The following is a 23,511-nucleotide window of genomic DNA, read 5'->3' as shown; positions in this document are numbered from 1 at the left end:
ATTAACGGTACAATATGAAAATTAAGGGTACAAACCGCCATTGATTTTATGGGACAAATTCAGGCCCGATTCTGATTAATTAGGGTACAGTGACAGTAAAGATTGGGAGAAACCGTCCAAGATCAACACCGACAAGGCCGGATGCTACATTCAGGCGATCCGCGAGTTGAAGAAAGAGGGTAAATGTCCGCGGGACGTGGAACACCGCCAGGTCAAGTATCTAAATAATGTGATCGAGGCCGATCACGGCAAGCTCAAGCAGCTGATCAAGCCGGTCCGGGGTTTCAAGACGATGAGGACGGCCTACGCCACAATCAAGGGTTTCAAGGTGATGCGCGCCCTGCGAAAAGGCCAGGGCCGCACCTTCAACCTGACCCGCGACCCGATTGGCGAAAAACGCATGATCGAACGCGCCTTCGGTGTCGGGCCATGTGTCATGACCGAGGCAATGACGCTGATCGAAGAGCATTTCAAAGCCGCAGCATAAGTGTGTCCAATGGAGGGGTAACTGCGTCATGTGATAAAGTTTGCAACAGAGCCATTTTGGGCGGTATCTTCATGCGTGAGCGGTAACCAGTTCAGAACATGCAATCAAGTTGGCAATGCCGCTAAACAACTAGGATAAAGTACGCCTACACATGATTAAAACGTCAGAGTAGCCCGTCTGGACAATTTCACCCGCTTGATTGCGGAGGATCAATTCCCGCCCAACACGGCCCGATTTTCCCGACTTTCCAAGCTCGACCTCGGTGATGCGCAGTTCTAGGGTGATGGTCATCCCGATGGTCATGGGCGCAAGAAACGCCCACTCTTTGACACCCAGCATCGCAATCACGGTACCGTTGAAAATTCCCATCGGATGTAGCATTCCGATGGCCAGAGCAATCCCGAAACTGCCATGCAAAAGCCTCTCGTTATAGCGCGTGGTCTTGGCAAATTCCGCATCTGAGTGGACCGGATTCCAATCGCCGGTGAGCATGGAAAACATCTGCAAGTCGGTTTCGGTCAAGGTCCGCCCTGCAGACACCCATCTTTGGCCCGGTTTAAAGTCCTCGAAATAAAGGCCTCTCTGTAAGGCTGGAGTAATCTGCCCGCTCATAGATAATCCCCCGCCAAAATAGCCTCGCCCAAGGCCGAAACCGGGCCTTGGTTCCGAATTTGCCCCGCGCGCAATACATAGCCGTAGTCGGCCAGCTTAAGCGCCGGTCGCGCCATCTGTTCGGCCATGAGCACGGTTATACCGTCTTTTCTGGCGGAACGGATTGCAGCGCTGATCTGCTCGATCCAAACCGGAGCCAGACCCAAGAAGGGCTCGTCAAGCAGGAGAAGTTTGGAGCGCATGGCCATGGCACGGGCAACAGCAACGATCTGTTGCTGGCCTCCGCTTAGAAGTCCGGCCATCATATTACGGCGCTCAGCAAGCATGGGGAAAAGCTGTGAGAGTTCCTCGTAGCGCGTGCGACGCTGGGCGGCGCTCAGGCGTGGCATGGCCGCAAGGATATTGTCCTCGATGCTCATTGCGGGCCAAAGCTTACGACCTTCGGGCGAATAGGCCAACCCTAAGCTGGCCCTATGCTCGGCCGGTAGTTTGTCTATGGCTTGACCATCAAAAAGGATACGGCCTGAGCTTACCGGTGCGAGGCCCATCACGGAGTTGATGATACTGCTTTTGCCAGCACCGTTCGCACCGATCAGGATCACGGCCTGCTGGGACGAGACCTTCAATGAGACACCGCCGACAGCATGAATGCCGCCATACCTGATGTGTAGATCGACAATCTCAAGCATCTGCGGCCTCCAAAGCTTCGCCCAGATAGGCGCTGATAACTTCAGGACGCTGCAAGACCTGCTCGGTCGCGCCCTCCGCCAGAAGACGCCCACCCTCGAGAACCAAAGTGCGCGGACAGAGCCGCCGGATCAGATCCATGTCATGCTCGACGATCATCACCGAGCAATTGTGGGTTGCCCGCACATAAGCGATCAGCTTGTCGATCAAAACGCGCTCTTTCCGCTCGAGCCCTGCGGCAGGTTCGTCCATCAAAAGCACCTTGGGTTCGGTCAGGGCCACCATTACCAGCCCCAGCATCTTTTGGACCCCATAGGGAAGGCTTCCGGCGGTTCGGTCGGCAAAGCTGCTCAGGCCGCAGTCTTCCAAAAGGGATTGCTCGGTCGGTCCGATATGGGCGCTTTTCCCTGCGAACAGACGCGCTCTGCGCAGGTTTTCGATGATGGTTGCGGATGGATAGACCGAGGTATGTTGAAAAGAACGGACAAGACTCCTTTGCGCTGTCTTGGCCATACTCAGACCGGTGATAACCGCCCCTTCAAGCAATACGCGGCCATCCGAGGGGCGAAGCTGGTTGCTCAGCACATTCACAAGGGTGGTCTTGCCTGCACCATTTGGTCCAATCACGCCCAAGACCTCGCCCTTGGGCACGACGAAATTCAGATCACGGAAGGCATGCACCCCCCCAAACGAGCGTGAAAGATTTTCGATGGTCAAAGCGGCTGTCATAGTGTGTCGTTCCCACGTGCAAATCGGTTTTTGAAAGACAAAAGCGGGGAAAGCTTTGCGCTGCAGCCCGCGATAAACCCGGTGATACCTTGGCGCAGGAACAGAACCGCCAGCACAAGAAGCAGACCAAAAAGTCCAAGCGACCACTCGCCTGTGAAGGAAACCTGGGACAGGGCCGTGATCAAGATCAGCGTTCCAAGACCCGCACCCAAGGTGCTGGCCGCCCCGCCAATCAGAACATAGGCGATATAGTTGACCGAAGTCGCGGCCGTGAACGACAACGGATGGGCGGTGATCAGCGTCGAGACAAGCCCGAAGCCGCCCAGACCCGAAGCCCCTGCAGAGACGGCAAATGCGATGACCTTGTAGCGCGCGGCATCCATGCCAAAGCTGCGCGACAAGGTTTCGTTATGGGCCATCGAGTCGAAGCGGTCGCCAAAGGCGGCGATGGCCAGGGTGCAAATCAAAATCGCGGTAAAGGCGGCGGCCCAAGTCGTCCAGTAGACAGCGGCACCGCTGATCATCATCTGGCCAAAGAACTCCGCCGGAGGGAAGCCGATCAGCCCATTGGTGCCCCCTGTCAGGCTGGGGGTTTCCACGATCACAAGCTGGACGATCTCGGTGAGCAGATATGTCACCAAGACGAAGTAGACGCCCTTAAGCCGCAGTGTGACCAAGCCAAGGGGCAGTGCGACCAAGAAGGGCGCGCCGAACGCCACCAACAAAAGTCCGAAAATATCCGTTAGCCCGTATTGCGCAGCGATGGCGGCAGCATAACCACCGATGGCCATGAAGCCGGGAACCGCGAAGTTCAGCAAGCCAAGGCGCAGCATTATATGAACGCCCAAGGCTCCGCAAAGCCCGATCATCACCTGCGACCCGATAGATTGGGCAAGGATATTGCTGCTGACCAGAGGAAGAAGACCGGCGAGAAGCACGATGGCAAGGCAAAGACCCTCGCCCAATGCGATCCTTGGGCCGCGTTTCAAAGTTATGCGGGTTTGCATCATCAAGCTCCTCTTACCTGCGCGCCGAACAAACCCGAGGGTCGGAAGACGAGGACCGCAATCACCAAGACAAAGAGCACCAGCGTGCCGAGCGATCCCCCAATATAGATGCTGGCGAAGCTTTGGATCATGCCGGTCAAGATTGCAGCCACCGTCGCCCCTTGGATCGAGCCCAGCCCGCCCAAAATCACCACGACAAAGGCCGTCAAAAGAACGCTTTCGCCCGCATGAGGCGAGAGCGAGAGGATCGGTGTCACCAAGGCGCCCGCAAGCGCGGCAAGTCCCGAGGACAGGGCAAGCGTGGTTGCGAAAAGCACTCTTGGATTGATGCCAAAGCTTCGCGCAACCTTTTGGTCCTGCGCCAAGGCGCGCACCGAGCGGCCAAAGCCCGTATACAAGACCAGATAGCAAACCGCACCTATCGCCAATGCGCTGACGGCCATGACAACCAAACGATCCAACGGCAGACGAACGGTCCCCAGATCAAGTACGCCGGTTACAGGGAAGCTGAAACGAGGGGCCTCGTGTCCGAAAATCGCACCCACCCCGGTCACAATGATCATCGAGACACCAAGGCTTAGGATCAGCGTCGCCACGTGATCTTCGATAATATTGTGGAACAGCAGGACTTCCATGGCAGCGCCCAGAAGGCCTGTAAGAACCACCGCAATGGTCACCGCCAAGGCGAAAGGCAGACCAAGCGAGGACACTCCCCAATAGGTGAGATAGCCACCCAGCATGTAAAGGCTGCCATGCGCGAAGTTCACCACGCCAAGGATGCCGAAGACCAAAGTGAAACCCAGAGCGATCAGCGCGTATTGCGCGCTGAACATTGCCCCGATCACAAGCGCCGAGAGAAACGTGTCCATTCCGATCTCACTGGTTCACAGCAGCAGGCAGCTTGAGCAAAGGCTCGACCTTGCCATTGGCCACGAAACCCATGCCGAAGGGCAATGAGAGCTCTTGGTTGATGCCAAAGAAGCTTTGGCCGATCCATTGTCCCTCGCCAAGATCAGGGTCGTTGACCTCGGTCTTACGTAGGGCTTCGGCGATGGCGGCGGCATCGGTGCCGCTGCCAGCAGCTTCGATCGCGTTGAAAACAATGCGCGAGGCCGCACCCCAAAGGTAGAAGAAGGTATGCTCGGGAGCATCCTTGCCCGTAAGGTCTTTATACACAGTTGCCATACGCTTTGCAGCTTCGTCCACGACGATAGGCTCAAAGTAATAATAGTCGCCCAAGGCCTCGTAGCCCCCAACGATGCGCGAGATTTCCTCAGTACCCGGTCCGCCAGTCTTTCCGATCGGGCCAGTAAATCCGGCCAAGCGAAGTTGCTTGGCGAACGTTCCCGATTCAACTGTAGGAGAGGACACGAGATCGACTGCATCAGGTTTGAGGGCCAGAACGCGTGTTACGATCGCAGCGAAATCAGTCGTCCCGCGTTGGAAGTATTCCTCGGTCGCCTCGATGCTTTCCGCGCGATAGGCTTTGGCGACGACGGGGGCGATATCGGTGCCGCCCTGATCGTTAGGTGCGACGATGACCACCGATCTCATATCAAAACGTTCTTTAGCTTTCCGCACGATTGGCAAAGCCCAGCCACTCGGACCGGGCGAGACATGGAAAGCCAGCGGCCATTGCGGGCCAATCGCATCCTTGGCGTAGCTGTTAAGCATCAAAAGCATGTTGTGGCGCGCGGCCATCGGCTTGATGCCGCTGACTTCCGGAGAGCCGATCGGCCCCAACACGACCTTGATCCCTTGGTTCGCCAATGCATCGGCGGCAGCGGCGGCCCTTTGGGCGGCATATTGAGTGTCAATCTCGACCAAAATCAGATCACAATTGCCCTCGGAAGTCTTAATGCCGCCCTTGGCATTGAACTCGGCCGCGGCAAGTTCGGCACCTGCCTTCATCGCCAAGCCCCATTGGGCCGCTCCACCCGAGAAGGGGCCAACAACACCGACCTTGACTTCGCAGGCCAAGGCTTGGGCTGCGGTCAGCATCATAGCTGTTGCAAGGGCCAAAGATGTTACTTTTTTCATGATTTACCTCTCAATTCTGTAGTGCCCGACTCTCCTCGGGCTGGGATTCTTAAAGTTCTGTCAGCTCGCCTGCCAAGGCCGCCTCGCGCAGCTTTTGCTTTTGGACTTTGCCGGTTGCGGTGCGTGGTAAAGCCTCAGCGGAAAACCAGTGGCTGGGGACTTTGAAGCTGGCCAAACCCTGTTTGCCGTGCGCTATCAACGCCTCGCGAAAGGCCTCCGTAGGGCCTCGGGGACCTACGATCACGGCGCCCACATCCTCCTGCAAAAGGGGATGCGGAAGGCCGATCACGGCGCAATCGATAACATCGGGGTGAGCAAGGAAGTGATGCTCAAGCTCGGTCGAGTAAATGTTCTCCCCGCCGCGGATGATCATGTCCTTCTTACGGTCGACAAGGCAGATCATCCCATCGTCATCCATGATACCAATGTCTCCGGTGTGCAGCCAGCCGCCAGACAAGGTCTCGGCGGTCGCATCGGGGCGCCCGAGATATCCGATCATGATTTGGGGGCCTTGAGCCAATACCTCACCTGGGGTGCCTCGGGGTACGATGTTCCCACTGTCATCAACCAGACGAACAGCGACGCCGGGGATCGCGGTCCCGGCCGAGCCAAGCTTGGAAAGTGCGAATACATCGGCCAATACACTAATGGTGCCGCCGGATTCCGTCTGCCCCATTCCATGCAACAGCGCGGCATTTGGGAAGGCCTTGCGAAGTTCCTTGATACGATCAGGCGGAATGCTTGAGGCGCCGAAGCGGATATTCTGAACCGAGGTCAGATCGTAAGCGCTAAGATTGGGATGATCGAGCATCATCAACAGCATGGACGGCACTGCGCCCACTCCGTCGACACGGTGCTTGGAGATCAGCTCCAAAGCACGCTCGGTGCGGTAGCTGTCGATCACCAAGCTTCCGCCTGAGGCCAACACCGGATAGAACCAAGAATGTGCGGCGATATGGAATAGCGGCGTCATCGCAAGGGTTACCGATCCTTCGCGTTCATAATCCCAGCCACGCTGGTTTTGGAAAGCTCCAGAAATTAGTGTGCGATGGGTATGAATCACCCCCTTCGGCGTGCCCGTGGTACCTGAGGTATAAAAAACGGTGGCCGGAGCATCTGGAGACACTTTGGGCAGCGTGGCTTGCGCACGCGCGCCCAAAAGACCCGCAAATGTAAGGTGAGGAACCTCGACATCGATATCCTCGTCGCAAAGGACAAGAACAGCGCCGCTGTCTTTGATCTGGAAGGCAAGTTCGGGGACGGCAAGCTTGGTATTGACCGGAACAGCCAGACCGCCTGCGCGGTGAACCGCCAGATAGGCGATGACGAAGACCGCCGAATTTTCGCCCTTGAGAACCACCGCATCGCCAAGGCCAAGACCAAGCTCGGCCACCAGCACTTGCGCGGCTTCGTCTACGCGCATGGCAAGTTCGTCATGCGTGATGATTTCGTCGTGATAGATCAGCGCAGTGGCTGGGTTATTGGCCGATTTTGCCAAAACCAAATCGGGGAAGATCGCATTCGGCCAAGGGGCAAGCTTTTGCGTCAACCATTCAATTTGCGTCGCGGCGCATTCCGAACTCTCAATCATGGGATTCGCCTCCGTCTGCGACCAAGATCGCACCGGTCATGAAACCACAGGAGTCCGAGGCGGCGTAAACGACAAGGTTCGCTATCTCGTCGACTTCGCCCCAACGGTGATCGGGAAGCGAGATCTGGCGCCCCCACAGCCTTTGCATATCGCGCACCGACATTTCTGCACCCTTGCCGCCGTCGACCTTCTCGCGCCATCGCTCAAGTCGCTCGGGAGCGTTGATGCGTCCGGGCGAGACGGCGTTGACGCGGATGTTATACTGGCCGAATTCGGCAGCAAGGGTCTTGGTTAAGCGATTTCCTGCTGCTTTCGCAGGGCCGGTGCAGCTGTTGTAGAAGGGCGGGGCCATGGCGCTTGACGCCGAGATGCCCGTCACGTTTAGGATAGAGCCGCCGCCTTGTGCGATCATCATCGGGATCACTTCACGGCACATGCGGAACATGGCGAAGAAGTTGATCTCCATTCCCGAGACAAGTTCCTCATCGGTAACGTCAAGGAAGGGCTTATAGATGCCATTGCCCGCGTTATTCACCAAGATATCGATGCGTCCCAGAAGCCTTTGCGCCTCGGCAGCTGCGGCTTTGATCTCTTCGGAGCGCGTGACGTCGGCCACGACGACCTTAGGCCGAAGCCCCGTTGCCGCTTCGATACGCTCAGCTGCTAAGATCAGTCTTGCACGATCACGTGCCAGCAAGGCCACCTCGACACCGGCCTGAGTCAATTTGAGCGCAACGCTTTCGCCAATCCCCGCACTCGCCCCTGTCACAAGAGCTGTACCCCCCTTTAATCCTAGATCCATTTTGACCCTCCCCGGTCGTGCTGATCGTTAACACCGCTTGCTTCTCAGAGATGAAAAATGAAATCCTCAGGCCGAGGGTCTTCGAGACGTTGCCAGTATTCCCCCATGCTCCAAGGGCTGTTGGTGGTGACGCGTCCCTTAGAGTTGGTGAACCAGCTGCTGGCCTTGCCCGAGGACCAGACAAGCGTATCAAGTCTTTGATCAACCTCAGCATTATAGGCGTCGAAGACTTCAGGGCGACACTCAAGGGCCGTGGCGTCTTGTGCCTGCATCAGCGCCAAGCAGCGCAGGATATAGCCCGACTGAATCTCGGAGTGGATAATGGCTGAACCGCCAAAGGCTAGGTTGGTATTCGGCCCATACATCACGAAGAGGTTCGCAAATCCCGGCACCGTCACGCCCAGATAGGCGCGGGCGTCATCCCCCTGCCAAACGTCTTGCAAGTTTTTCCCTTGGGCATTAGTAACCTCGAAGGTTTGCAGCATCCGGCTGGCTTGGAAGCCCGTCGCCAAGATGATGAGGTCAAGCTCATGCTCTTGCCCCTCGGTGCGGATACCCTTGGGCGTGACCTCGTCGATGCGGCTTCTCTCCAAGGTGACGTTCTGGCGCAAGAAGGTCTGATACCAGCGGTTATCCAGCAAAACGCGTTTGGAATAGGGCGGATAGGTCGGCGTCATCGGCTTGATTAGCTCAGGCCGCGACGCCAACTCTCGGGCGATATGGGCCTTCATCACATCCCGTAGATGCGCGCTTTGCGGGTTGATGGCGTCTTGGCTTTGCGCTTCCCAGATTGGATCTCGTTTCAGCGCGGGGAAAACCGAGTCGCCATAAGTCCAGTTGAAAATTAAACGCTTCCATGCAAGATAGGCGGGCATGGCGTTTAGAAGTTCGATTTCGTCCTGATCCACCTCTGCCAGATATTGCCGGTTCGGCATGACCCAATGCGCTTGACGCTGGAAAACGGTCATATGGGCGACATCGGGGGCAATGGTGGGGACAACTTGCATGGCACTGGCCCCCACGCCGATCACACCCACACGCTTGCCGCAATACTCGATGCCTTCACGCCATTCGGCAGTATGGACGACCTCGCCCTGGAACGTATCAAGCCCCTCGATCACGGGATAGGCTGGAGTGTTAAGCTGGCCGACCGCCGAGATAAGGATATCGTAGTCTGCAGTCACCGGCGCTTGACCATAGGTTTGCGTGGTCACCTGCCAGCCCAATGAGGGAAGCTGTTTACAGCTGATAACCTTGGTATCGAATTGGATATGTTCCGCGATACCGGTCTTTTCAGCGGTATGATTGATATAGCCGTCGATCTCCGAGCGCCTGACGAAATAGCGTGACCAATCGGCCTTTTGCGCCCAAGAGAAGCTGTAGACATAGCTGGGAGAATCCACACCGCAACCAGGATAGCGGTTTTGGTTCCAAGCACCCGATACAGCGGAGAGACGCTCGAATAACGTAACCTCGTGCCCTACCCCGCGCAAATCTTGTGCAGCCGCGATGCCAGAGACGCCAGCACCAATGATCGCAACCTTTAGGGGCTTGGCGCTTACTGCAACCGGCTTGCGCGATAGAAGGGCCGATTGATCGAGAAGCTGAAGCCCCTCCGCTTCGGTCGGCTCGGCCGCAGTGCAAGCCTCGATCAGTAATCTGGCAAGCTCGGAACGGCCGTCCAAGGCTTGGGGTGTCGCGCTCAGACATCCGGGCGGCATCCGAGCCAAAATTTGCGTCAGTTCAGGCGAGATGCGGCCCTTGCCATAGACACCAACCTCGGCGCGCAGGCGGCGGGCCAGTTCAACATCCCCCGTCTGAGCTGCGATGGCCGCAGCAAGAGCAACGGGCTCATCTGCCTTGCTGAAAGTCGAGAATATATCCTCGATTGCCTGACGGGCCATTTGCATGCACCTGCCTCCCTGCAGTTACCGCACGTACTCTTTGGAATAGTTATATACTATATGGTATATTGCGGCAAGATATTAAATGATCCTGTCATGTAACTTTTTAAGGTATTGATTTTTATTATTATATCCAACCATAGCCAAGCCGAGCCGCGCAATGCGGTCGGCAAGATCTTCGGGGGACATTCGTCCTTCGGCCGAATACCAACGGTGCACCCAGCGCACGACACCAGCGATACTCAGCGCGGCAAGCTTGGGATCCTCGACATAGAAAACGCCTGCCTTGCATCCCTCGGTGATCATGCCCGCAAGAAGTCGGTTAAAGGATCGCTCTATTGTCCGGATCCGAGCCCTACCCTCGGTCGAGAGGTGCTTTTCTTCTTGTAGATAAACACCCGAAGCGATCTGGTGGTCGATGTTTTCCAGCGTGAAGTCGCGTAAGAAAATTTCCATCCGTTGCTCGACTGGGCCATCGCCCGCGGCTGCGGCCGCGACATAGTCATGCACCCGCTCAGCCGATTGCTGATAAAGAATTTGCAGGATTTCCTGTTTGTTCTTGAAATAGCTGTAAATGAAGGGCTTCGTCACCCCGATCTCAGCGGCAATAGCTTCGACGCTCGTGCCCTCATACCCATGCCTGTAAAAGAGTTTTAGCGCGACCTCGATAATGCGCTTGCGCTTGAACTCTTGCGCCTCGGCCTTGATATCCGCTTTGAGCGACTGCAGACTAGGGGTCATCGGTTCCCTCTTTGTAATAGGTTATAGACGTGGTCTTGACTTGGCCCTAATCCAAAACGATGGCCCGTGACCCAGCCAATGGCACGAGGGTCAGGGATGTCGAGGCCAGGGATGACCGAGGCATTGTCAAAAACCACCGTGCGGCGCCAAATTTTCCAAACCCCATTACGGCGGGTGACGATGTCAAGATAGCGGCAGGCCACCGTCATGTCATAAAAAGGCGCTTGAGGCAGTGTGAGCGGGCCAACCAATGCTTCAAGATTTGGAAGGCTTGCAGCGGGATATTTCTGTAGCGCTATGCAATAGGTCTCGACAAGTACCTGGTCCTCATCGAGTTGATCCATCAGGCAGTTCGAAACACTGTGCATGCTGAAGGGAATACCAGCGTGACGACCACGGAGCCAATCGATCAAAGCATCGACGCCTCCCTTGAAGGTGCCGTGGTCATCATAAGCATCATCGTGAAAGACATTGCGAATTGCTTCCAAGTCGAGGCGATCAATGGCTCGACACCATCTAAGAATCAACTCGTGAATGGCTTCACGGTCTGTATTGTCTAAGGGCATGATGTTCTCTTAATTCAATTTTTATACCCACTAGTATACTTCAGAATTAATTAACTATGCAATAGGCGTTGAACGTAAGCGGTGCGCCGATCACACGTCTGAGGCGTAACTCTAGGGCATCAGGCTGCTGATGTTGGATTGTTTATGACCGTTTGCGATAGCGATCAGGGTTTGGGTGAGCCAGGCGTGGGGGTCAACGCCATTGAGTTTGCAGGTCTCGATCATTGACGCGAGGATTGCCCAGTTCTGAGCTCCGGCGTCGTGTCCAGCGAACAACGCGTTCTTCCTGTTCAGGGCGATTGGCTGGATTGCGCGCTCAACGCTGTTGGAGTCCAGTTCCACGCGACCATCGTCGCGGAAGACGATCAGAGGTGGTCCTAGGATTTTGACCATTTTGCAGCCGGTTTAAGGTGGATCAGGGTTTCATTCAGGCTGCCATTCTCAAGGGTTCATTTTTGTTTTCATAGGCTTCGTCGGGCGTCAAGATGCCATGGGTCGAATGGGGGCGCTCGGCGTTGTAGAACTGAACGTCAGAACACCCACGTTATCGACCGGCGTGAGGTTCTTTATCGATGGCACCCTTGGTTTGGTCGTTCGGTTTATGTCCATGAGGTGATCGACAAGCCCGGCGAAGCAGTGTTTCGATGCAATCGCACTGGCAGCCGATCGGACCGGTCTTTGGAAGTCCCCGTATGGATGTTTGATCGGACCGCATGTGCCGCCTGCCGCGTGGTCGATACGGCGCATGTAGGTCTGGACGCTCTGAGAACCCTTGCTGGGCTGGTTTGCGATGCCGGATGGATTTCGGTCGATAAATCCGGCTCACCATCGCGCGTTGGCGCAACATCGGAATCTGAACGCGAGATTCGGAGGTTAGCCTATGCCGCGCAGAATGACGACGACGCAACTCGAGCTATTCTCAGACATCCGGCTCACACCGGTGGCGCAGACTCCACCGTGGCAAAGCCTTCCCGGCGACACGAGGCAAACGCTGACACGGTTGATGACGCGCCTGATAACGGAACACGCCGGCGCGGTGGACGGGGAGACCGATCATGAAGCATGATAAGATCGGTCCGCATCATCTGGAGCGCAAGGCGATCCTCTACGTCCGCCAGTCATCAGCCCAACAGGTCCTGCACAACCGGGAAAGCAGCACGCTGCAATATGCAATGCGGGAGCGGCTGTCGGATTTGGGCTGGAGCAGGATCGAGACCGTGGATGACGATCTTGGCCGGTCTGCCGCCGGCGGAGTCACGCGGGCAGGCTTTGACCGGATGATCGCGGATGTTTGTCTCGGCAAGGTCGGTGCTGTTGCCGCGCGCGAGGTATCCCGCTTTGCGCGCAACAGCAGAGACTGGCAGCAGCTCGTAGAGATGTGCCGCGTCGTCGATACGGTGTTGATCGATCAGGAGACGGTGTATGCGCCGCGCGATGGCAATGACCGCCTGCTGCTGGGCCTGAAAGGCAGCCTGAACGAATACGAACTCGATCTCCTCAGGCAACGCTCCCTCGCTGCACGCTACGAGAAGGCACGGCGCGGCGAACTTGTCGTCGCCGCTCCTGTCGGCTTCGTGAAGGTCGCCGACCGGCTCGAGAAGGATCCCGACCGCCGCGTGCAAGAAGCGATATCCTTGGTTTTCGACAAGGTCGCTGAGTTGGGTAGCGCGCGGCAAGCGCTCATGTGGTTCCTCGAACATGACCTTGAACTGCCCAGCTTGCGTAAACAGGGTGAGGTGGTCTGGCGCCGTCCAACTTACGCCACCATTCATCGGATGATCGTCAATCCGGCCTATGGCGGGGCCTATGCCTATGGCAAAACCCGGACATCAACAGGGTTCGGGGCGTCGGCTACCCGCAGGAAGGATCGCGATGAATGGCTTGCATTGAAGCCTGGCGCCCATGAAGGCTATGTGAGTTGGGAACGGGCAGAGGCGATCCGCAAGATGGTCAGCGACAACGTCCCTCAGAGTCGGCATCACGGCGCAGCCAAGCATGGTTCCGCCCTTCTGGCGGGGCTTCTGCGCTGCCGGCGCTGTGGTCGCAAGCTGACAGTTCGCTACACCGGCAAGAAGCATGATATCCCGCGTTATTCTTGCTGGCGTGGCCTCTTGGACAATGGCGATGCGCGCTGCATCGCTTTTGGCGGATTGCGGGTCGACGATTCCATTGAACACGCACTCCTGCAGGTGGTCAGCCCCGGCGCCATCGCCGCGGCGGAGGCTGCCGCCCGGCAAGTGGTGCATCAACGGGATCAGGTTCGCGATGCGCTCTGCCGTGATCTGGAGGCAGCTCAATATGCGACTGACCGGGCATTCCGACAGTATGATGCATCGGACCCCGAGAACCGCTTGGTGACTGCCGAACTGGAAGTCCGTTGGAACTGGGCGCTTCAGCGGGTTCAGGAGATCGAGCAAAAGCTCGGGCACCACGACACGGTCAGCCCGAACGCGACAACGCTACCGGCGGAAGACCTGGCAACCTTGGGGAACAATCTTGAGCGCGTCTGGTTCGCGCCGGACACGGATGCCAAGCTCAAGAAGCGGATCGCCCGCACGGTGATCCGTGAAGTGGTGGCAGATCTTGATGACGATGCATCGGAGATCGTTTTGCTGGTTCATTGGGCCGGCGGTGCCCATACAGAAATCCGCCTGCCAAAGCGTCGGCGCGGGCAGCGCAACGCGACACCGCCGGATATTGTCGAAGCTGTCCGCCAGCTTGCGCGGATCGCCAGCGACGATGTTATCGCGGGTGTTTTGAACCGGAACGGTTGCGCTACCGGAAACGGCAACCGCTGGACAAGGGAACGGGTTACGGCACTCAGGTCCTACCGCAAAATACCGGTATTCAAGCCCGATCCTAATAGTCTCGATCTCTGGCTCAATCTCTCCGGCGCGGCCAAACTGCTCGGAGTAGCCCCAAGAACGTTGCGCTTGGCAGCAGAAGCAGGTGATATCAAAGCCAATCACCCGCTTGCAGACGGGCCATGGGTATTCGAGCGCGCGGAACTGTCAAAAACGGCGGCACAACAGATCAAGAAACGGGCGCGGCAAAACCCCAAACACCCCGCAGTATCGCACCCGGATCAGCAAAACCTATTTTCTTCAACAACATAGAAAGATGGGCGTAATGAAGCAAAGTTGTAGTATGCCACCCACTGGCCGATCCCGGCTCTGGCTTCAGAGCCAGTCTCGAACGCCCGTAAATAGACGCACTCGTATTTGAGCGACCTCCACAACCGTTCGATCATCCGATTGTCGATCCAGCGGCCCCGGCCATCCATCGAGATGCGCACGCCGGCATCTTTGAGGGCCTGTGTCCATTCGAAGCCGGTGAACTGGCTGCCCTGGTCACTGTTCATGATCTCGGGCTTGCCGTATTCGGCCAGCGCCTCTTTCAGAGCCTCGATGCAGAAGTCGGCTTCCATGCTGTTCGACAGCCGCCAGGCCAGAACCTTGCGGCTGAACCAGTCCATGATCGCCACCAGATACAGAAAGCCCCGCCGCATCGGGATGTAGCTGATATCGACGCACCAGACTTGGTTAGGCCGGTTGATCGCCAACCCCTTCAGCAGATAGGGCCAGACTTTGTGCTGTGGGTGCTTCTTGCTGGTGTTCGGTGTCTGGAAGATCGGCACCAACCGCATAAGCCGCATCAGACGACGCACGCGGTGACGACCGCACTTGTAGCCCTGTCGTTGCATGTAGCGGGCCATCTGGCGGGAGCCATACCAAGGCGTTTCCAGAAACTGCTTGTCGATGATTGCCATGAACCGAAGGTTCTCGGCGCTTTCGCCTTTCGGCGTGTAATACAGGTTCGAGCGTGCCAACGACAGCATCTGACACTGTCGGCGAACGCTGATCCTGGGATGATCTTTTTCTATGCACATCTGCCTGCGATCCTTGCTTAACGATCCCAAGCGCGTTTCAAAAAATCGCGTTCCACCACCAACTGACCGATCTTCGAATGCAGCTTGTCGATCTCTGCATCACTGGCTTTCGCCACATCGCCGCCGCCCTTGGTGAAGGTGGAGGCCATGTTCTTGATCGCCGCACGCTTCCAACCGCTGATCATGTTCGGATGTACACCGTACTTTTTCGACAGCTCCGCCAGCGTTAGCTCTTCTCGGATCGCTTCAAGCGCAACCTTCGCTTTGAACTCCGCCGAATAGTTCTTTCTCTTCGTCATTGCAGATCGTCTTTCTTGTCAGTCGATTCACCTTAAACATTGGGCCGAATTCCCGCGACCACCTCTGTTTCGTCGATAAAGACCAGCCGGTGCGGCTCAAGGCGCATCCTCGGCATCCGGTAGTGCTGCCACTCGTACCTGGCGGCGCGCACCCGTTTGCGCAGTCGTTCCGTCGCGATCAGCGATTTTTTTATATGTGAAGCCAAGGCGATGGATCAGATGGCACGAGAGCATCGCCGGTGTGGCGGAGAGGGCGTGTTCCTGTTTCAGCATCTCGGCCAGCTCAGGCATGGTGATATCCGGCTCGGCTTCCACGCGTGTCTTGAGCCAGCCTGAGACCGCGTCCAGTTTGCTGCGCCGAGGACGTCCCTGAGGTGCAGCTTTCACTCCACCCGTTCGCCTCTTGCGTTGCATGATCCGTACCGCGCTGGCAGCTGATATCCGCAACCGCCGCGCAGCTTCATGGCAGGAAAGGCCGCCATCAACCAGAGCGACAACACGCTCCCGAATATCCAGTGATAGCGATTTGCCCATGATCCACCTCCACATATGAATCACAGAATCAAGCCCTTGGGAATCCAATCGATTCAGATTTCAAGGACGATGCTCTAGGAGGCTAAAGAAAATGTCCCGCGAGTAACGGCATATCTACACCCTCCAGCGCGGCGTCGATGTACTGGTGCAGATAGGCGCCGCTGGAGATCAGGATCAGTTGCTTGGCCACCACCTCGGCTAGGGTGAGGCTGTCGGACTGGGGCAGGCCCATGTCTCTGGCGCTGACGGCGACGATCTGGCCGCCACCAGGGGCGCGAAGATCAGATCGGGATGCCCGGGCAGGGCGGAGCCGATGGCGAAATCCACCTCCAGGTTGCGCAGGGCCGTCAGCAGATTGTCCGCATGCATCTCTCTTAGGCTAAGAGACGTTGGGGTGTTCGACCTTGTAGTCGCGCAGCAGATGCGGCAGCACCGCGGCGATGGCCAGTTCGCCGGTGTCGGCCGAGGCCGCCTTGCGGATCTCGTTCAGCCCGGTGTCGATCTCGCGCAGGGCGCGCTGGACGTAGGACAGCAGCTGTTCCCCCTGGCGGGTCAGCCGCACCATCCGCGTGGTGCGGTGGAAAAGTGGCAGGCCAAGCTGGTCCTCCGGTTGGCGGATCTGCACGTTGACCGCCGATTGCGAACGGTTCAGCCGCCCGGCGGCCAGCTTGAAGCTGCCCAGCTCGGCCACCGCGAGGAAGCACTCGAGAGCCTTGAAGTTGTACATGCCCGCTGCCCGTTCCGCCGCCGCTCAGGGTTGCGAGGTCAGCAGGCCGGCCACGTTCAGCAGCCGCTCGCCGTAGTCGCGGTGCAGTTGGTCGGCGGAGATCAGGAAGGACGGACCGCCGACGTTGACCCCGTAGATCGCCTGGTCGTTGATCGAGCGGACCGGGGTGGCGATAGAGTTCACCTCGGACTTCCACGAGCCGAAGCTGGTGCAATAGCCGTAGTTGGCATAATCTTTGCGCGCCTCAATGATGCTCTGCTCCATTCGCTGCCGGTAGTCTGGATAGCGCTGGATGCCCTCTCGCAGGGCCGCTTCACAGTCTGCCTCGTCGGTGACGGCCAGGATCGCCCGTCCGATGGCGGTGTAGAACACCGGCAGGCGCGATCCGACGCCCAGGGCGATCGCCACTGCCGGCCGCGAACGCGAGACGGCCAGATAGATGGCATAGATGTCGCTGCGCTCTGCCAGGGCGACGCTGACGTAGGGGTTGGGACCCTTGGCCAGAGCGTCCAGCTCGGACTGGCACCTTTCGGGCAGGGGGACCGCTGAGAGCACCCGGAACCCCAGTTGCAGGACCTTCGGGCTGAGCCGGTATTCGCCGCTGTCGGGATCCTTCTGCAGGTGCCCGGTTTCTGTCAGCGTATAGGTCAGGCGGGAGACGGTGGGCTTGGCCAGCCCGGTGCGTGTCGCGATTTCTTGGTTGGTCAGGTAGCGGTCATTGGTGCGGTAGCAGCCCAGGATGTCAAGCCCCCTAGCAAGCGCCGTGACGAACTGCCGGTTCCTGGCTTCCTCGGGTTCTGTCTTACCCATATGCATTGTCCCCTGCCTCTTTCAGCTTTCGAAACCTATCCGTTAACGTTCAGTGAATCCAGCGCTTCCGTGGTCCGATCCGACGCCTTGGCCCGGCGCGTTGCGCGGCCGATGAGAGTTCGTTTGAAGGCATGTTGACATAAATCGGAGGCGCGCGCTATGAAGGGTTCGCACAACGAAACGATATTTCGCAATTTGGGAAAGCAAAACCCGACGCGCTGGCAGGAAGAGACCGCCCCGGGGTGCAGGACCCGCAGCGGCAGTTGCGTCGTGGCCGCGACAGGGCGAACATAGAGCAATCGATGAAACGGCTATTACCAGAACCCCGAGGCGACCGCGCAGACCCTGCGCGAAGACGGTTTCCTGCGCACCGGCGACTTGGGCCTTTTGGACGAGGATGGCGCGCTGTTCGTCATGGGGCGCCTGAAAGAGCTGATCATCCATTCCAGCTCCAACATCTATCCGCCCGAGGTCGAAACGGTGCTGATGGAACACCCCGCCGTGACCCTTTGCGCCGTTATCGGCTGGGTCCGCGCCCGGATGGTGTCCTACAAGGTGCCCGCGCGGGTGCTCGTGGTTGATGCGCTACCGCAGGCGCCGACCGACAAAATCCTGAAAAGACAGCTGTTGGAACAGTTCTCGCAGCTTTTCGAAGAGAAGGAAGAAGCAACCGATGCTTGACGCATACATCTACGACGGGCTGCGCAGCCCCTTTGCCCGCCATGCAGGCAGCCTTGCTGGCATCCGTCCCGACGACCTAGCCGGGCAGGTCATCGCGGCGCTTCTGGAGCGCAGCGAGCTGCCGAAGGAACAGATCGAGGAAGTCATCCTGGGCAATGTCTGCCAGTCAGGCGAAGACAGCCGCAATATCGCGCGCTTCTCGGCTCTGCTGGGCGGTCTGCCCGAGAGCATCGGCGCGCAGACGGTGAACCGTCTCTGCGGCTCGGGCATGTCTGCGGCGCTGGACGTGGCACGGGCAATCACCGTCGGGGACGGGGATCTGTACCTCGCCGGCGGGGTAGAGAGCATGACCCGTGCGCCCTATGTGATGAGCAAGCCGGGCACCGCCTTTGGCCGCGATGCGCAGATTGCCGACAGCACCATCGGTTCGCGTTTTTCCAACCCGACCTTTACCAAGCAGTTCGGCAACCATTCGATGCCGCAAACCGCCGACAACCTAGCCGTGGATTACGAGATCGCCCGCGACGAAAGCGACCGCTTCGCCATTAGCAGTCAGCAGAAATACGACGAGGCACGCGCCGAGGGTTTCTTCGACAAAGAGATCACCGCGATCCGCATTCCCGGGCGCAAGGGCGCGGTGACCGAGGTCAGCACGGATGAACATCCGCGCCCCGAGGTGACCTATGACAAGATCGCCGAGATGCGCTCTCTGTTCGAGGGAGGCGTGGTGACGGCGGCCAATGCCTCGGGCGTCAACGACGGGGCCGGGGCGCTGCTGATCGGCGCCAAGGGCCTGGGTCCGCGTCCGCGCGCGCGCATCCTCGCGGGCGCCGTGGCCGGCGTGCCGCCGCGGATCATGGGGATCGGTCCGGCCTATGCGGTGCCCAAGGCGCTGCAACGCGCCGGACTGACCCTGGCAGACATGGACGTGATCGAGATCAACGAGGCCTTTGCTACCCAAGTCCTAGCCTGCTGCAAGGTGCTGGGCCTGGCCTATGACGACAGCCGCCTAAACCCCAATGGCGGCGCCATCGCCGTGGGCCACCCGCTGGGCGCCTCGGGCGCGCGCATCGTGCTGACCGCCCTGCGCCAGCTGGAACATATCGGCGGCCGCTATGCCTGCCTGTCGATGTGCATCGGCGTGGGTCAGGGTATCGCCCTGGTAATCGAAAGGGTCGAGGTATGAGCGCAGAAGCCACCACTTCCCCTCAGGCAGCCGTAAAGGTCGACGTGGTCGAGGATATCGGCGTCATCGCCATGACCCGGGCGCCGGTCAACGCCCTGGGCGTGGCCCTGCGGCGTGGCCTGATCGACGCGCTGACGGATCTGAACGGGCGCGCCGACGTGCAAGCCATCGTCCTTCATGGCGAGGGCCGTGCCTTCTCTGCCGGGGCCGATATCCGCGAGTTCGGACGCCCCCCCTCGGGTCCCATCTTGCCGGATGTGCTGAACCTGATGCTGGACGGTCCCAAGCCCGTCATTGCCGCGCTGCATGGCGTGGCCATGGGCGGTGGGTTGGAACTGGCGCTGGCGGCCCATGTCCGCGTGGGCGTGTCGGGGCTGCGCGTCGCGCTGCCCGAGGTCAAGCTGGGGCTGCTGCCCGGCGCCGGGGGCACCCAGCGTCTGCCGCGCCTGACCGGGCTGGCCACCGCGCAGGCGATGATCCTATCGGGCCGCGAGGTTCCGGCGGAAGAGGCACTGTCGCTGGGCATCCTCGACCGGATCGGCAGCGGCACCGCCCGCGAGGCCGGGATTGCGGCGGCGCAGGAGGTGCTTGCGGGCGGCCTGACCGCGCGACGGACCGACGACCTGCCGGTGACCCCCGATGCCGAGGCCATGGCGGCCGCTGAGGCGCGTCTTGACACCGCCCGCCCGCAGCTTGATGCACCGCGCAAGGCGTTGCAGGCACTGGCAGCCTCAGCCAGGCCGATCACCCAGGGGCTGGCACTGGAACGGCGCCTGTTCCTGGAACTGCGCGAAGGTCCTGAACGCCAGGCGTTGGCCCATGCTTTCTTCGCCGAACGCGGCACCTCTCGAATCCCCGAGGCCGATCTGCCTGCGCGCGAGATCGCCTCGGTCGGCGTCATCGGCGGCGGGACCATGGGCGTGGGCATCGCCACCGCCTTCCTGCTGGCAGGCTACCCGGTGCGCCTGATCGAGACCGAGGCCGCCCGCGCCGAGGCCGCTGCCGCTGCCATCCTTCGCAACCTCGACGGGGCGGTGAAGCGCGGCAAGATGACCGCCGAGGCCCGCGCCGCTGCCGCCGAGGCCCTGCAACTGGGCTGCGACCTGACCGAGCTCGCCGACGTGGACCTGGTGATCGAAGCGGTCTTCGAGGAGATGTCGGTCAAGATCGAGCTCTTCAACAAGCTCGACGCGATCTGCAAGCCGGGGGCTATCCTTGGCACCAACACCTCCTATCTGGACGTGAACGAGATCGCCGCCGCGACCTCGCGCCCGGAGGCTGTGATCGGCCTGCACTTCTTCTCGCCCGCCCATGTGATGCGGCTGCTCGAGGTGGTGGTGGCCGATGCCACGTCGCCCGATCTGGTTGCCACCGCCTTCGCGACGGCGCAGCGGTTGAAGAAGGTGCCGGTACGCTCTGGTGTCTGCGACGGTTTCATCGGCAACCGCATCCTGGCGCACTACCGCAAGGCGACCGAATACGTGGTGCTGGACGGGGCCGACTTCGCCCAGGTGGACCGCGCGCTCGAGGACTTCGGCTTTGCCATGGGGCCCTTCGCGGTCTCGGACCTGACGGGACTGGACATCGGCATGCTGACGCGCCGCCGCAAGGCCGCGACGCGCCCGCCGGAAGAACGCTATTCCCGCGTCGCCGACCGGATTTGCGAACAGCAGTGGTTCGGGCGCAAGTCGGGGCGCGGCTTCTACCTGCATGACGGCACTGAAAGCCGACCGCAGAACCCCGATGCGCTGCGTATCCTCGACGAGGAACGCGCCGCCGAGGGGATCACTCCTCGGATTTTCACCAACGAGGAGATCGTGGATCGCTGCATGACGGCGATGATCTCGGAAGCGGTGCGGGTGCTGGAAGAGGGCATCGCCATGCGCCCCGCCGACATCGATGCGGTCGAACTATTCGGCTACGGTTTCCCGCGCCATCTGGGCGGGCCGATGCATTACGCTGACCGGGTCGGCATCGCGACCCTGGTCGCACGCATCGAAGCCTACGCCCGGGAAGACCCCCATTACTGGCAGCTCCCCGACCTGTTGCGGCAGATGGCCCGCGACGGTCGTCGCTTCGCCGACCTGAACGGAGAGTGAGGGGACTGATGCTTTGACCGCCCCCGACGGCATCTTTGTGCCAAGGTTGGATCACAACAATCCAATTTGGAAGGCGGACATGTCAGAGATCATCACGGTCGGACTCGATCTGGCGGAGAATGTATTTCAGGAGTCCCTTTCTATAACTCACAAGTAGACCATTTTTGAGGTATAGAAGTCAATTCTATACCTCACTGCGCGCAAAACCGTGTTGCCGCCCTGATACGCCTGGACCTCAGGTCTGGTCCGACTGATTGAAAGTCAAAGCCCGAACAATTGAAAGCGGACGGCTTCGCTTGTCCGAAGAATACGACATATTTCGCACATCACGGTTTCGGCAGTTCCAGCTCCGGCAGATCCCGCAGGCTCTGCAGATCGAAGGTCACCAGAAACGTCTCGGTCGTCACGAAGGTATGCGGCGCCCCCGGCCGTGGCGACCTCGGACCGCTGGCGATGAGGTCCTTGGTGCGCAGCCGGGCCAGCAGATCGCGGCTGACCTCCTTGCCGAAGATGTCGGCCAGCCCCGCCCGGTCGATCGGCTGGTGATAGGCGATCGCGCAAAGCACCCCCATTTCCATCTCGGTGAAGGCAATCGATTGGTCGCCCAGATCGGCGGCGGCCTTGATTGCCTCGGCGAACTGCGTCCGCGTGCGGAACATCCAGCCGCCGGCCACCTGTGCCAGCTCGTAGGGGCGGCCGGTCAGCTCGGCCCGGATGTCGTCGATCAGCATCTCGATCGACGCCCCCTGCCCCACCACGCGGGCCAGGTCGTCGCGACCGACCGGCGTGGCACTGGCGAACAGCACCGCCTCGATCCGCCCCATCCATTCGCGCCAGCGGAGCTCCTGCGGCAGGTCGTCGAGCTCCCGGTCAAAAACGGCGCCGCCCTCCTCCGCCGGTTTCCGTTTCTTGGTCGCGGTCGTCATGGCGCGATTCCATAGAGCCGGAAGGTCGGGCGCCCTGTCAGTTCCCTCGTCACACCCAGCTCGACCAGCCGCTCGCAGAAGCGGCGCGCAGCACGATCGGTCATGGGAATCGACGTGCCGTGAATGCGCGGCGAAAGCATAGAAGCAGGCGCCACCGCATCCTCGGTCAGGAACAGATCAACGGCGGCCTTCGATCCTTTGGCCCGCAGTTTCGGCGCCACGGCACGAAGCGCTTCCGCACGGCGAGCCAGATCGCGCGCCATCCGGATCGTCCCTTCGATGGACTCGATGATACGCGCCTGAACCACCAGCTCGCCCCCCTGCCCAGCCCGAGAAAGATCACGCAACGCCGTCTTGGTGAGCCGCGCCGCCGTAACCGGTAGTACCGCCTTCCAGCTCAGCGCCCGCGCCAAGACGACGTCCGAGAGCAGGCAGGCGACCCGCTCCGCCCGGTCGTCGGCGTCGAGCACGGCGCGTAGGACGGCAACGCAACCTGCCAGCGGCCCGTGGGTCCGGGACCGCTCCATTCCCGCATCCAGCCAGACACCCGCCTCTCCCGCGAAGTCCAGGCCCATCAGGTCTGCGATGTCACCGACCCCACCGGGACGCAACCGCACGGCCTCGCGCCAGAAGGCCAGCAGATCGCCATCGGGGCCGCGTGCTTCGCACGGCGGCGCCAGGTGATAAGCGTCGCGGATATCCGCCTCCCGTGCCAGCCGTCCTTCCAGTTTCGAGGTCGCCGTCGCGGCACTGAGCGCCAGCCGGTTGCCCAAGAGTCTGACGGGCGCACCATGCCTGGGATCGCCGATCAGCTGATCGAGCACCGAGAGAGCCGCCCCGGACCGAAAGGCCACAGTTTCGATGGTTTCGGCACGTCCAGAGGTGACCCATCCCGGCAGCTGCGGTAGGGTGTTCAGGTCGTCAGAAATAGTCGCGGCCTGATATGTCATGCCACAACACTAATCCTTCGCGGCGCTTTTTACCAGAAAATAGCGCAATAACCGCCCCACCTTGTCGCCATCAGTTATGTCCAATAAGTTTGCATTATCGGACATATTAAGATACGCTCGCCGACATGACACAGAACACCCAGAATTCGTGTCGGATAGCCGGAATTCATGAGATTCAAGCACTTCTCTGAAAAACGAGTCGGGGTTCATGAGATTCTGTACCGGTATTTATGAGACTGGATGG

20 protein-coding genes and 4 pseudogenes are annotated in these 23,511 nt (G+C 59.6%); 5 read left to right on the top strand and 19 right to left on the bottom strand.

Going from position 1 to position 23,511, the window contains the following annotated elements; translation table 11 throughout:
• Window positions 1-97 precede the first annotated feature (97 nt).
• Window positions 98-487, top strand: a pseudogene (locus ACSSV8_RS18425) (DDE-type integrase/transposase/recombinase); the annotation flags it as partial.
• 129 nt (window positions 488-616) lie between these two features.
• Here ACSSV8_RS18425 and ACSSV8_RS18420 read toward each other — a convergent pair.
• The 12 genes and pseudogenes from ACSSV8_RS18420 to ACSSV8_RS18365 form a co-directional block, all read right to left on the bottom strand.
• Window positions 617-1,099, bottom strand: coding sequence for a MaoC/PaaZ C-terminal domain-containing protein (locus tag ACSSV8_RS18420; protein WP_454283421.1), 483 nt, complete (start codon window positions 1,097-1,099; stop codon window positions 617-619).
• Entirely contained in the window at window positions 1,096-1,788 is a 693-nt protein-coding gene (locus ACSSV8_RS18415; protein WP_454283420.1) for an ABC transporter ATP-binding protein, read from the bottom strand. Before ACSSV8_RS18415 ends, ACSSV8_RS18420 begins: the two co-directional genes overlap by 4 nt.
• Window positions 1,781-2,503 (bottom strand): ABC transporter ATP-binding protein, encoded by a 723-nt coding sequence (locus tag ACSSV8_RS18410; protein ID WP_454283419.1) that lies wholly within the window; start codon window positions 2,501-2,503, stop codon window positions 1,781-1,783. The genes ACSSV8_RS18415 and ACSSV8_RS18410 overlap by 8 nt, the downstream gene beginning before the upstream one ends.
• An 8-nt stretch (window positions 2,504-2,511) precedes the next feature.
• The gene (locus ACSSV8_RS18405; protein WP_454283418.1) at window positions 2,512-3,522 is read right to left on the bottom strand and encodes a branched-chain amino acid ABC transporter permease; all 1,011 of its coding nucleotides are present in this window, start codon (window positions 3,520-3,522) and stop codon (window positions 2,512-2,514) included.
• A 2-nt stretch (window positions 3,523-3,524) separates the two neighbouring features.
• Window positions 3,525-4,391 (bottom strand): branched-chain amino acid ABC transporter permease, encoded by an 867-nt coding sequence (locus tag ACSSV8_RS18400; RefSeq protein ID WP_454283417.1) that lies wholly within the window; start codon window positions 4,389-4,391, stop codon window positions 3,525-3,527.
• A 7-nt stretch (window positions 4,392-4,398) separates the two neighbouring features.
• On the bottom strand, window positions 4,399-5,562 hold the full coding sequence (locus ACSSV8_RS18395; protein WP_454283416.1) for an ABC transporter substrate-binding protein: 1,164 nt from the start codon (window positions 5,560-5,562) through the stop codon (window positions 4,399-4,401).
• 49 nt (window positions 5,563-5,611) lie between these two features.
• Window positions 5,612-7,153: a class I adenylate-forming enzyme family protein gene (locus ACSSV8_RS18390; RefSeq protein ID WP_454283415.1), complete on the bottom strand. Its 1,542-nt coding sequence runs from the start codon at window positions 7,151-7,153 to the stop codon at window positions 5,612-5,614.
• Window positions 7,146-7,955, bottom strand: coding sequence for an SDR family NAD(P)-dependent oxidoreductase (locus tag ACSSV8_RS18385; protein WP_454283414.1), 810 nt, complete (start codon window positions 7,953-7,955; stop codon window positions 7,146-7,148). The genes ACSSV8_RS18390 and ACSSV8_RS18385 overlap by 8 nt, the downstream gene beginning before the upstream one ends.
• 44 nt (window positions 7,956-7,999) lie before the next feature.
• Window positions 8,000-9,865 (bottom strand): FAD-dependent oxidoreductase, encoded by a 1,866-nt coding sequence (locus ACSSV8_RS18380; protein WP_454283413.1) that lies wholly within the window; start codon window positions 9,863-9,865, stop codon window positions 8,000-8,002.
• 75 nt (window positions 9,866-9,940) lie between these two features.
• Window positions 9,941-10,600, bottom strand: a complete 660-nt coding sequence (locus ACSSV8_RS18375) for a TetR/AcrR family transcriptional regulator (protein WP_454283412.1) — start codon at window positions 10,598-10,600, stop codon at window positions 9,941-9,943.
• Window positions 10,597-11,166, bottom strand: coding sequence for a nuclear transport factor 2 family protein (locus tag ACSSV8_RS18370; RefSeq protein WP_454283411.1), 570 nt, complete (start codon window positions 11,164-11,166; stop codon window positions 10,597-10,599). Before ACSSV8_RS18370 ends, ACSSV8_RS18375 begins: the two co-directional genes overlap by 4 nt.
• A 111-nt stretch (window positions 11,167-11,277) precedes the next feature.
• Window positions 11,278-11,535: pseudogene (locus tag ACSSV8_RS18365) on the bottom strand (transposase domain-containing protein); the annotation flags it as partial.
• Between the two features lie 686 nt (window positions 11,536-12,221).
• On the opposite strand from ACSSV8_RS18365, the gene ACSSV8_RS18360 reads away from it, so the two are divergent.
• Window positions 12,222-14,282 carry a recombinase family protein gene (locus ACSSV8_RS18360; protein WP_454283410.1) on the top strand — a complete coding sequence of 687 codons (2,061 nt, stop codon included), beginning with the start codon at window positions 12,222-12,224 and terminating at the stop codon, window positions 14,280-14,282.
• Between the two features lie 23 nt (window positions 14,283-14,305).
• Here the strand turns inward: ACSSV8_RS18360 and ACSSV8_RS18355 are convergent.
• The 5 genes and pseudogenes from ACSSV8_RS18355 to ACSSV8_RS18335 all read right to left on the bottom strand — a co-directional run.
• A pseudogene (locus ACSSV8_RS18355) lies at window positions 14,306-15,354 on the bottom strand (IS3 family transposase); the annotation flags it as partial.
• A 59-nt stretch (window positions 15,355-15,413) separates the two neighbouring features.
• Window positions 15,414-15,888: pseudogene (locus ACSSV8_RS18350) on the bottom strand (IS630 transposase-related protein); the annotation flags it as partial.
• A gap of 82 nt (window positions 15,889-15,970) precedes the next feature.
• A complete protein-coding gene (locus tag ACSSV8_RS18345; protein WP_454283409.1) occupies window positions 15,971-16,120 on the bottom strand; it encodes a hypothetical protein in 150 nt (49 codons plus the stop codon).
• Window positions 16,121-16,267: 147 nt separating this feature from the next.
• Window positions 16,268-16,615 (bottom strand): LysR family transcriptional regulator, encoded by a 348-nt coding sequence (locus tag ACSSV8_RS18340; RefSeq protein WP_454283408.1) that lies wholly within the window; start codon window positions 16,613-16,615, stop codon window positions 16,268-16,270.
• 24 nt (window positions 16,616-16,639) lie between these two features.
• On the bottom strand, window positions 16,640-17,425 hold the full coding sequence (locus ACSSV8_RS18335; RefSeq protein ID WP_454283407.1) for an IclR family transcriptional regulator: 786 nt from the start codon (window positions 17,423-17,425) through the stop codon (window positions 16,640-16,642).
• A 378-nt stretch (window positions 17,426-17,803) separates the two neighbouring features.
• On the opposite strand from ACSSV8_RS18335, the gene ACSSV8_RS18330 reads away from it, so the two are divergent.
• Genes ACSSV8_RS18330 through ACSSV8_RS18320 form a run of 3 tightly spaced genes read left to right on the top strand, consistent with a single transcriptional unit; the run spans window position 17,804 to window position 21,391 of the window.
• Entirely contained in the window at window positions 17,804-18,106 is a 303-nt protein-coding gene (locus ACSSV8_RS18330; protein ID WP_454283406.1) for a hypothetical protein, read from the top strand.
• Window positions 18,099-19,292, top strand: coding sequence for a 3-oxoadipyl-CoA thiolase (locus tag ACSSV8_RS18325; RefSeq protein WP_454283405.1), 1,194 nt, complete (start codon window positions 18,099-18,101; stop codon window positions 19,290-19,292). The genes ACSSV8_RS18330 and ACSSV8_RS18325 overlap by 8 nt, the downstream gene beginning before the upstream one ends.
• On the top strand, window positions 19,289-21,391 hold the full coding sequence (locus ACSSV8_RS18320) for a 3-hydroxyacyl-CoA dehydrogenase NAD-binding domain-containing protein (protein ID WP_454283404.1): 2,103 nt from the start codon (window positions 19,289-19,291) through the stop codon (window positions 21,389-21,391). Before ACSSV8_RS18325 ends, ACSSV8_RS18320 begins: the two co-directional genes overlap by 4 nt.
• Before the next feature lie 326 nt (window positions 21,392-21,717).
• On the opposite strand, the gene scpB is transcribed toward ACSSV8_RS18320, so the two are convergent.
• Both scpB and ACSSV8_RS18310 read right to left on the bottom strand, forming a co-directional pair.
• A complete protein-coding gene (gene scpB, locus ACSSV8_RS18315; protein WP_454283403.1) occupies window positions 21,718-22,317 on the bottom strand; it encodes an SMC-Scp complex subunit ScpB in 600 nt (199 codons plus the stop codon).
• On the bottom strand, window positions 22,314-23,267 hold the full coding sequence (locus ACSSV8_RS18310) for a DUF1403 family protein (protein WP_454283402.1): 954 nt from the start codon (window positions 23,265-23,267) through the stop codon (window positions 22,314-22,316). The genes scpB and ACSSV8_RS18310 overlap by 4 nt, the downstream gene beginning before the upstream one ends.
• Between the last annotated feature and the right edge of the window lie 244 nt (window positions 23,268-23,511).

The organism is Roseovarius sp. MBR-79 (assembly GCF_053628555.1).
This window is presented reverse-complemented; position numbering and strand designations above follow the sequence as displayed.

Excerpts from the sequence above, each read along its gene's own strand:
- ACSSV8_RS18400 (WP_454283417.1), bottom strand. The coding sequence starts at position 4,391 with ATGGACACGTTTCTCTCGGCGCTTGTGATCGGGGCAATGTTCAGCGCG.
- ACSSV8_RS18335 (WP_454283407.1), bottom strand. The coding sequence starts at position 17,425 with ATGGGTAAGACAGAACCCGAGGAAGCCAGGAACCGGCAGTTCGTCACG.
- ACSSV8_RS18370 (WP_454283411.1), bottom strand. The coding sequence starts at position 11,166 with ATGCCCTTAGACAATACAGACCGTGAAGCCATTCACGAGTTGATTCTT.
- ACSSV8_RS18405 (WP_454283418.1), bottom strand. The coding sequence starts at position 3,522 with ATGCAAACCCGCATAACTTTGAAACGCGGCCCAAGGATCGCATTGGGC.
- ACSSV8_RS18340 (WP_454283408.1), bottom strand. The coding sequence starts at position 16,615 with ATGTACAACTTCAAGGCTCTCGAGTGCTTCCTCGCGGTGGCCGAGCTG.
- ACSSV8_RS18380 (WP_454283413.1), bottom strand. The coding sequence starts at position 9,865 with ATGCAAATGGCCCGTCAGGCAATCGAGGATATATTCTCGACTTTCAGC.
- ACSSV8_RS18320 (WP_454283404.1), top strand. The coding sequence starts at position 19,289 with ATGAGCGCAGAAGCCACCACTTCCCCTCAGGCAGCCGTAAAGGTCGAC.
- ACSSV8_RS18325 (WP_454283405.1), top strand. The coding sequence starts at position 18,099 with ATGCTTGACGCATACATCTACGACGGGCTGCGCAGCCCCTTTGCCCGC.
- ACSSV8_RS18360 (WP_454283410.1), top strand. The coding sequence starts at position 12,222 with ATGAAGCATGATAAGATCGGTCCGCATCATCTGGAGCGCAAGGCGATC.
- ACSSV8_RS18375 (WP_454283412.1), bottom strand. The coding sequence starts at position 10,600 with ATGACCCCTAGTCTGCAGTCGCTCAAAGCGGATATCAAGGCCGAGGCG.
- scpB (WP_454283403.1), bottom strand. The coding sequence starts at position 22,317 with ATGACGACCGCGACCAAGAAACGGAAACCGGCGGAGGAGGGCGGCGCC.
- ACSSV8_RS18415 (WP_454283420.1), bottom strand. The coding sequence starts at position 1,788 with ATGCTTGAGATTGTCGATCTACACATCAGGTATGGCGGCATTCATGCT.
- ACSSV8_RS18390 (WP_454283415.1), bottom strand. The coding sequence starts at position 7,153 with ATGATTGAGAGTTCGGAATGCGCCGCGACGCAAATTGAATGGTTGACG.
- ACSSV8_RS18345 (WP_454283409.1), bottom strand. The coding sequence starts at position 16,120 with ATGGGCCTGCCCCAGTCCGACAGCCTCACCCTAGCCGAGGTGGTGGCC.
- ACSSV8_RS18310 (WP_454283402.1), bottom strand. The coding sequence starts at position 23,267 with ATGACATATCAGGCCGCGACTATTTCTGACGACCTGAACACCCTACCG.
- ACSSV8_RS18395 (WP_454283416.1), bottom strand. The coding sequence starts at position 5,562 with ATGAAAAAAGTAACATCTTTGGCCCTTGCAACAGCTATGATGCTGACC.
- ACSSV8_RS18385 (WP_454283414.1), bottom strand. The coding sequence starts at position 7,955 with ATGGATCTAGGATTAAAGGGGGGTACAGCTCTTGTGACAGGGGCGAGT.
- ACSSV8_RS18420 (WP_454283421.1), bottom strand. The coding sequence starts at position 1,099 with ATGAGCGGGCAGATTACTCCAGCCTTACAGAGAGGCCTTTATTTCGAG.